This is a genomic window from Pseudomonas sp. P5_A12, from assembly GCF_056400685.1.
Map to the genome: position 1 here is coordinate 1 of NZ_JBFUKU010000226.1, position 8,798 is coordinate 8,798.

General features: G+C 59.0%; 8 protein-coding genes. 1 reads left to right on the forward strand and 7 read right to left on the reverse strand.

Features of this window, described 5'->3' with window-relative positions; genetic code table 11:
* From AC1DSG_RS23195 to AC1DSG_RS23220, 6 genes are all read right to left on the reverse strand, one after another.
* Nucleotides 1-524, reverse strand: a 524-nt coding sequence (locus AC1DSG_RS23195) for a DUF1329 domain-containing protein (RefSeq protein WP_477792976.1), incomplete at its 3' end; no start/stop codon positions are given.
* A 27-nt stretch (nucleotides 525-551) separates the two neighbouring features.
* Nucleotides 552-2,219 carry a DUF1302 domain-containing protein gene (locus AC1DSG_RS23200; RefSeq protein WP_477792977.1) on the reverse strand — a complete coding sequence of 556 codons (1,668 nt, stop codon included), beginning with the start codon at nucleotides 2,217-2,219 and terminating at the stop codon, nucleotides 552-554.
* Nucleotides 2,220-2,285: 66 nt separating this feature from the next.
* A complete protein-coding gene (locus AC1DSG_RS23205) occupies nucleotides 2,286-3,776 on the reverse strand; it encodes an aldehyde dehydrogenase family protein (protein WP_477792978.1) in 1,491 nt (496 codons plus the stop codon).
* Nucleotides 3,773-5,392, reverse strand: a complete 1,620-nt coding sequence (locus tag AC1DSG_RS23210; protein WP_477792979.1) for a GMC family oxidoreductase — start codon at nucleotides 5,390-5,392, stop codon at nucleotides 3,773-3,775. The genes AC1DSG_RS23205 and AC1DSG_RS23210 overlap by 4 nt, the downstream gene beginning before the upstream one ends.
* Before the next feature lie 48 nt (nucleotides 5,393-5,440).
* A complete protein-coding gene (locus AC1DSG_RS23215; RefSeq protein ID WP_477792980.1) occupies nucleotides 5,441-5,668 on the reverse strand; it encodes a ferredoxin in 228 nt (75 codons plus the stop codon).
* Complete coding sequence (locus tag AC1DSG_RS23220; protein ID WP_477792981.1) at nucleotides 5,665-6,945, reverse strand: cytochrome P450; 1,281 nt, start codon at nucleotides 6,943-6,945, stop codon at nucleotides 5,665-5,667. Before AC1DSG_RS23220 ends, AC1DSG_RS23215 begins: the two co-directional genes overlap by 4 nt.
* A gap of 239 nt (nucleotides 6,946-7,184) precedes the next feature.
* Between AC1DSG_RS23220 and AC1DSG_RS23225 the strand changes: the two genes are divergently transcribed.
* Nucleotides 7,185-7,808, forward strand: coding sequence for a TetR/AcrR family transcriptional regulator (locus AC1DSG_RS23225; protein ID WP_477792982.1), 624 nt, complete (start codon nucleotides 7,185-7,187; stop codon nucleotides 7,806-7,808).
* A 5-nt stretch (nucleotides 7,809-7,813) separates the two neighbouring features.
* Here the strand turns inward: AC1DSG_RS23225 and AC1DSG_RS23230 are convergent, their stop codons facing one another.
* Nucleotides 7,814-8,725 (reverse strand): LysR family transcriptional regulator, encoded by a 912-nt coding sequence (locus tag AC1DSG_RS23230; RefSeq protein ID WP_477792983.1) that lies wholly within the window; start codon nucleotides 8,723-8,725, stop codon nucleotides 7,814-7,816.
* Nucleotides 8,726-8,798 lie beyond the last annotated feature (73 nt).

The following is an 8,798-nucleotide window of genomic DNA, read 5'->3' on the forward strand; positions in this document are numbered from 1 at the left end:
CCCTTGTAGCGCAGTGCCTGGTTCCAGATGACCTCGTTACCGTTTTGCGGCAGCGGGAACGGCAATCCACCTCGGCATGCCGGGTCGACGGCCAGGCTGTCCTTGGTGGCGTGGCAATTGCTGGCGTTGCGTGTGGAGGCGTCGAGTATCGCTTGCGGGTACGCCGCAGTGCGGTGGCTCGGATAGACATCCAGGTAGTAGTCGGGGAATTTATTGAGCAGCATTTTTTGCCCGCCGCTCAACCGGTCGGCGTATTGCTCCATGTTTTTGGAGTTGATGCGCAACAGCGGTTTTTCATCCTTGAATGGGTCTGCCCAGAATCCGCTATCTGGCTTGAAGCCGGATGGGCTCTGCGTCAGACCTCCCGTGTAAGGGGGAATGCTGCCATCGGCATTGCCCGCGATAATCGCGCCAAACGGCGTCAGGGTTTTACCGATTTGTGCAACCTGGTCGGCCGGTGCCGCAGCCTGACTGCAGGTGGCGATGCTCAACAGCGCCACCGCCCATGCAAATTGTCCTTTCATAATCAGGTACTCCGTTTCTTGGCGTATTTAGATGGAGGTTTTGAAGGTGAAGGCCAGCCAGCCACGGTCGGTTCCGCCCACCGCACCGTTACCACCGATGGAGTCACCGAGAAGATTTTTCGACTGCGCGTCGGTGTCGGAGTAACGCAGGCCGAATTCGTAACGCTGGGCATAGGTCATTTGCACACCAGCCGACCAGGTCAGTGCGCCTTCGTTACCACCGCCGGCGCTGGCAGCGTTCCCTGACAGGCCATAATTGACGGTCAGCGGTACGCTCATGTCCCAGGACGGGAATACCGACAGGTATTGCGGTGTGTAGTTGACGGCAAAGGCGGCATAGTCGCGAGTCGAACAGCCGTCGCTCTCGTCCCCTGAGCCTGGTGTGCCCACATTCGGATTGACACAGTTAGGGCTGTTCTCACCCAGGTAAAGCTCTTCGTGCTCAGTCACTTTACGCAGGTGGCTATAAGCGAACTCGCCCACCAGCGTGGCGTTCTTGGAGATAAAGTTGCGCGGCACGCCGTACACGGCGTTGACGACGAAGTGGTAGGTATCGCCACGCGGTCCTTCGTTGTCAGTGGGATCAACGCCCACCGCGTTCAACGCACCGTTCTGACGATAGGAGATCTCGCTGCCTACCGACACGGTGTCGAGGACAGTGGAAAGACTCAGGCCTATGAGTTTTACGCTGCGTGGGTACACCAGGCGAAAGCTGCCAGTGGCGGCTGAGATTTCTGGCGCCAGCCAGGGTTGGTAGTCATCGAACTGACGGTAGTACGCACCCACCGTCGATTGAATCGCCTCGACATCGTACTTGCCCATCACCCCCCAGTTGGCGGAATCACGGCCGTATTTGGATTTCTCCCGGTTAAAGGAGAAACCGGGCGCTACCGGCAAGCGATCCGGGCCTTCGAAAAACGGGTCCGCCGCAGCAAAGTAGGTACCGCCGTACGGAATGCGGGTGTAGTCCCATTCATAGAAATACTGCGCGGCCAGGGTCAGGTTGTCGGTGGCCTGGGCCTTGACGGAGACCTGCCCGATGGGCAAGAACACTTCCTTGGTTTCGATACCCGGACTGGTCACCGCCTTGGCACCATCGAGCGGCGCTTGCGAGTAGGAAATGGCATGGGCGCCGAACAACAGCCCCTCACCCCAATAGTTGGTATGGCGACCAATCTTGACGTTTACCGAAGAGTCTCCCAAGCGCAGGTTCTTCCAGACAAACGCATCGAGTATTTCCCCCGATGGGCCTTCGACGTAACGCTGCGTTTCCGAGCTGTATTGATTGTTGAAGTAGCTTGTCTGGAAACCGGGGACATGACTTTGTACACCATCGTTGTGATACGCCTGGTCATACCAGCCGGCGGCACTGAGCCGCGCGCCCCAATCCTTTTTGTAGGAAAAGTCGACCTCAGTAAGCAGATCGGCACGGTTGGTCATGATGTCGTGCTTGTCGAATTTGCCGTCCGACTCATCGTAGTTGGGGTTGTTCATGATGCGCCCGTCCTGCCCCTCCATACGCATCCCCAGGGTGTAGCGCACGGTATTATCCCAACGCAGATGAAAGTCTGGGTTGGTCAGTTCAATGGGCATCGCCATCGCTGCACCACCGTAGCCCAACGCCAACTCCCCCACTGCCAGCAGTACCATCGCCCGCTGGGCTCGCACGCGCCCCTTTTTACTCATGTGTTTCATGCAAACCACCTTTTATTTTTTTATTGTCAGTCGTTTCGTCTGCGCCCCGGTTACAGGGCGTCCCGACTAGCGTCCGATGGGGTAGATGATGGATTTTTCCTGGGTGAACTCTTTGAGCCAGTTCGGCCCAAACTCACGGCCCAGTCCCGAACGTTTGAAACCGCCGATGGGTGCATAAGGCAGGTTGCCGCTGCCGCCATTGAGGTAAACACTGCCCGCACGAATGCGTCTGGCCAGGGCATAGGCCGTTGCGGCATCTGCCGAGGCCACGGCGCCATTGAGGCCAAAGCGCGAATCGTTGGCGATGGCCACGGCCTCGTCGTCGCTGTCGAAGCCGATCACCACCCCCACCGGCCCGAAGATTTCTTCTTGGGCAATGAGCATGTCGTTGCGCACGTCATCAAACAGGGTGAGGTCGCTAAAGAAGCCTTGGCGCAGATGCGCAGGACGCCCACCACCACACACCAGCGTGGCCCCGGCATCGCGGCCACTGGCAATGAAATGCTCAACCTTGGCGCGCTGCGACGCCCGAATCAGCGGGCCCATCATCACGCTCGGGTCCGCTGGGTCGCCGACTTTCCATTGCCCGGCAATGGCTTTGGCGCACTGCACAAATTGCTCGCGTACCGAGTGGTGCACCACAAAACGCGTCAATRATGCACAGCCCTGCCCCGCGTTGACCGCCAGACCGGCGACGGCTCCCAGGGCGGTGGCCTGAATATCGGCGTCGGCACGCACGATCAACGCCGATTTGCCGCCCAGCTCCAGGTGCACGCGCTTCAGGGTCGGCGCCGCCTGACTCATGATGCTGACCCCTACCGCTTCCGAGCCGGTGAACGAGACCATGTCCACCCGTGGATCGCTGCTCAGCAGGCTGCCCACATCAATGCCACCGGTGACAATGTTGAGCACGCCCTTGGGCAAGCCGACCTCTTCGGCGATCTGACCGAACAACAACGCCGAGTACGGGGTAAACGGCGAAGGTTTGAGCACCAGGGTGTTGCCGGCCAGCAAGGCCGGAAACACCTTGGCCAGATTCAGCAGAAATGGAAAGTTGTAGCCCGTGATACCGGCCACCACGCCAATGGCCTCACGTTCCACTGTGCCGCTGCCGAGAATCATCGGCCCCGTCGGGTTGAATGGATTGGGGTTGGCTTGCACCGGAATCTGCACACTGTCGCTGTGCAGCGATTGCTCGATAGCCGTCAGCACATGGCCGAGTGGCATATCCACCTGCATGGCGTATGTCACGCCTTGCGAGCAACCGACTTCAGCGATGATCAGCGCAGCAATCTGTTCACGTTTGGCCACCAGAGCGGCGTGCATGCGCCGCAGATAACCGGCACGTTCGGCCATGCTCAGCCACGGCCATGGACCGTTATCAAAAGCGTTACGTGCGGCGGCAATGGCCGCATCGGCGCTGTGCAGATCACCTGTCGGCGCATGACCGATCACCGCTTCAGTGGCCGGGTTGAGCACAGCTTCGCGCGGGCCGTCGACCCCCACCCAAGCGCCATCGATGTACAGCTTGTCCAACTGGGTAAAGGGAACACTCATGGTGCTGGAGCTCCTGAGATTTTGCCGGTGATAAGTTCTGCGGCGCGCATGGCAATGGCCATGGCCGGGGCGTTGGTGTTGCCGGAAACCAGGCACGGCATGACCGAGGTGTCGACCACTCGCAGGCCCTCGACGCCACGCACACGCAGTTGAGGATCGAGCACTGAAGCGCTATCGCCCCCCATGCGGCAGGTGCCGGAGACGTGGAAGGCGGTCTGGCCGAAGCGGCGGAACGCGGCAAGAATTTGCTCGTCACTTTCTACCTGCGGACCCGGTGTCAGTTCACCGACGATGAACGGCTTGAGTACCGGTTGCGCGGCCAGGCGGCGGAACCAGCGAAACAACGCAATCGCAGAGGTACGATCGATTTCGGCGTTCAAGTAATTGGCGGTGATCTGCGGCGGTACGGAGGCGTCCGTCGATTGAATACGCAACTCACCCTGGCTTTGTGGGCGCAGGAAATAACCGCCAATGGTCAGGCCGGGTTGCTTGTCGATTTCGACCTTGTTGCCGTCGCCGTCCATGGAGTAAAGGCTGACGCCAATTTGCGCATCCGGGCGATCCAGCTCCGGGCGGGTTTTGATAAAGCCACCCGCCTCGTGGGCGGCATGGGTCATCGGTCCTTTTTTGCGCAGAAAGTACTGCGCCACCGCGCCCAGCAAACCCACTCCATGGAAGCAATGGTTGAAGCTGCCACGGGTGACCCGGTACTGCATGGCCATGYACACGTGCTCACGCAGATTGCGACCCACCTCGGGGGCGTCTTGCAGCACGTTGATACCCAACGAGTTCAACAGTCCCGCCGGGCCGATGCCGGACAGTTGCAGCAACTTGGGCGACTCGATAGCACCGGCGCACAGCAACACCTCGCGGCGCACCTCAAAGTGAGCCAAGCCGGTTTTGCCGCTGACTTGCACAGCACAGGCACGGCGATTGCTGAACTCGATGCGCTGCACGTCAGTGCCGGTCATTACCGTCAAGTTCGGTCGCTTGCGCACCGGATCGAGGAAGGCTTTGGCTGCACTGAATCGCTGGCCCTTCCAGGTCGTTTGCGGTTGATAGCCAAAGCCACCCTGGCTGACCGAGTCGACATGATTAGTGTCATCTGTGCGCGCCGCGCCAAGTGAGCCTGCAGCGCTGATCACCGCATCGCACAGAGAATCGCCCGACGGGTGCACCGTGACCTTGAGCGGACCACCGACGCCCCGCCATTGGCTTTTACCCAGTTGGTGGTCTTCCAGGGCAACGAACTGCCGGCCCATGTCCTGCCACCCCCAACCTGTGCAGCCCAGCGCTTCCCAGTTGTCGTAGTCGGCGGGCGCACCCCGCACATAGACCATGCCGTTAACCGAGCTGGAACCACCAATTGTCTTGCCCTTTAACCACTGCTCCTCGCTCATACCCTCGCCACGCTTGGCCTTGTAGCTCCACACATGGGGGTTGCCGGGATTAAGCAGTTTGCCAATGCCACGCGGCATGGCAATCAACGGGCTGGTGTGATCCGGGCCACTCTCGATCAGCAGCACCGAAACTTTCGGGTCTGCTGATAATCGATTGGCCAACACACAGCCCGCAGACCCCGCACCAATAACGATGTAGTCGTAGATTTTGCTCATTGTTGTTCTTCTTTTGCTGGTTGCTTTAAGCCTTCGACGCCAAGTCAATCAACTCCTGGGCGGCCCCTGCCGAAGTTCGGTGGGGGGTTGTAAAACCTCGATTACCCGCTCCGGACAGGCCCGGGCACCACGTTGCGCCAGCCCCTCCTGCCCGATGGGTACGCTGAAGCCGCTGCTTGCGATGTAGCCGTTGTCATCGAGTGGATACAGCGCGGGCGCAATGTTGTTGCAACGGGCATGACCCACGCAGCCGGCTTTGTTGATCAGCACTCTCATGCGCTAGCCGCCAGTTTGTTGGAGGGCGTTACCGCCGAGTCAGGCAGATCCCATTGCAAGTGAAGGTCTTCCATACCGAACACGCCGAAGGCGTTGAACTTGGGTGTGCTGTTGTCGGCGATGCGCAAAGGCGGTAACCGTTGCAACCACAATTCCATGGCGATACGCAGTTCCCGGCGTGCCAGGTGGGAGCCGACGCAACGGTGCACGCCATAGGAAAAGGCCATGTGTGGCGATGCACCGGCGCTGCGCTGGAAGTCGACTTTGTCAGCCTCGTCGAACACATCAGGGTCAAGGTTGGCCAGCTCAGTGCTGATCAACACCATGTCGCCCTGCTTCATCAGGACATCGCCGATCTGCACGTCGCAGGTGACCGTACGGCGCATATTGACGATGGAGTACGAGCGCAGCAGTTCTTCCACCGCGTCACCAATCAGTTCGGGGTTGGCCCGCAACTGTGCCTGTTGTTCGGGATTGCGCGCCAAATGGCGGAAGAACAGACCCAGACAGGACGTCACGGTGTCCAGGCCAGCGATAAATATCAGGAAGTTGATGCCGAGCATTTCATCGTCAGTCAGCGGTCGGCCATCRATCTCGCTAGTCAACAGATAGCTGGTGAAGTCATCACCGGGGTTGGCACGGCGCTCGGCGATGTGGTTGCGGATCCAGGTGGTAATGGCTCGCGCGTTGTCGGTCACCGTTTGCATGTCGAAGCTTTTGATCAGCATCTGCGTCCAGTGCTGGAACAACGGCCGGTCTTCCAGCGGCCAACCCATGAGGGTCAGGAAGATCAAGGTCGGAAACGGTTTGGCAAACGCTTCGTTGAAATCACAGCGGCCCTGGGCCGCCACCTCATCGATCAATTGGTTGGCCAACTGGCGAATGTCCTGCTCCAGCGCCTCGACCTTTTTGGGCGTGAACAGCGGGTTGAGCAATGCGCGGTACTTGCTGTGTTCCGGCGGGTCAATTTCCAGCGGCGCAAGGCGCCAGCTTTCACCGAGCAACATCGCATAGGGTGTGAGGCCAACACTGCTGAAAGTCTGCGGGTCTTGCAGAATGCGCCGCAGGTCCCCGGCACGTCGAGGGACCCAGGTTCCGGGTAAAAACCCCAGACGCGGAATCCAGAAAATCGGCTGGGTCGTCTGGTGCAGCTCGGCCGCCCAGGTATAGGCGTTTTCGCCCTGGGCGGTGAGCTCAGCCCACAGATCGAAGTCGCGTACCAAATGCATCGGGATATGCGCTGGAACAGGCGTCGACGTTTCAACGGGGTGGTTCATTATTGTTCTCCAGGGTCTCTGACGGACTGGAGAAACGGTAAGGCCGGAGGAAGGAAGCCACAACGGACAGAACTTCAAATCTGTTCGGCACACAGAGATTTCATTAACACTTTCGTTGAAAATGTTCTAAAACATACGTTGCCGGTATAGAAAATCCTCTGTTGCTGTTTTCCAATCACCGCCGGGCACCCTCATGCCTGGCGCCAAGAATCAATAATAAAGCTCTGCCGAGGTACAGAATGTCTCACTTCGCTTCCGTGCAAATAGTTGACAAAAGCCACTCTGGACAACGCCACGCGTTGCGTTCGCAACGCACCCGTGAACTGCTGATGGACCACATGTATCGCCTGGCGCTTGAAAAGGGTTACGAGGGGATCACCGTTCAGCAATTACTGGACAGTACGGGCGTGGCCCGCTCCACCTTTTACGCGCACTTTCGCGACAAGGAAGACCTGATCGTTGCCGGGTACGAATTCATTGGCGTACCCTCAACCAAGGTCACCGAAGTCGATGGCGACCGTCGCGTTCTGCTGGATGTTTCGGCCTGGCTGTTCAGCGCTACCGAACGCCACGCAGCACTGACGACGGCTTTTTTCAGCGGCCCGGGGCAGAACGTGATTCTCGCCCACCTGGAAAATATCCTGATCATTCAGGTGCGTGAGCATTACCGCAAACAGGGTCTGTACCAAGAGGAGCAAATCCGTGGCGAAGCGGCGGTACGCTGTTTCGTGGGTGCCTTGATAGGGCTGTGGCTGTGGTGGGTGCGCCATGACTACCCAAACTCGGCGCAAGAAATGACCGCGACATTCGACAGTCTGATGAACAATGGTACCTGGCCGCCAGACGATACCGCGCGCCAGTAACCAGGTTACGAGGCGCAGGCCATGATCAAGAACTGCCGGAAGGCCTGTGCCGGTCCCGACAAACGATTATCCGGCAACCATATCAGCCCCAGTTCCATGGGTGGAATAACGTCCACCAGCGGGCGGATTTCAATTTTCTTGCCCTCCAGGGACCAGGCCCGGTAGACCATGTCCGAAAGAATGGTCACGCCGAAACCATGGCCCACCAACCCGCGCAATGCCTCCATGGATGAGGTGCGAAAAGCCACTTTGGGCGCCAGTCCACGGGATTCCCAATAGCGCGAGGTCGAAGCCTCCCCCTCATCGACCGTGGCGAGGATATAGGCGTGCTCGGCGACGTCTTCGAGATTGATCGAGGTGGCGGACATCAACGGGTGCTGACTGGACAACCAGAGTTGTCGGCGAGAGCGAATCAGCACGTGGTGAGCGAACCCCGGCAGGTTTGGTGTGTTGGAGACAATCGTCAGACCCAGGTCAAGGTCGCCGTTGCTCAGGGCTTCTTCAATGCTGTGGCGGTCCATGTCGATCAGGTCGATCTCCACCTGAGGGTAGCTACGTTTGAAGCGTGCCAGCAGCGCGGGCAGAAAATAGCCCAACACTGTGTAAGAGGCGCCCACACGCACGGTGCCTTGCATGGCGTGGCCGAGAAAAAGCGGTTCACTGAGAGCGTCCTGCAGGGTGTCGAGGATGTGCCGCGCATGCTGGGAAAACTTGTTGCCTTCAGCGGTCAGTGACACGCCATGGGGCAGGCGGTCGAACAGACTGACACCCATGGACTGTTCCAGATGCAATACCGCCGCCGTAATCGCCGACTGCGACACATGCGCCTTTAGCGCCGCTTGGGAAAACTGTCCGGCGTCCGCGGCGGCCACAAAATAGCGCAGCTGGCGCATTGAAATATCTCTGCCTTTTGTCATCTGATTTTCTGATACCTACCGTCTGAATATATGAAACAGCTTGCTCCACAGCCTCGGTACACTCGAGACGGGG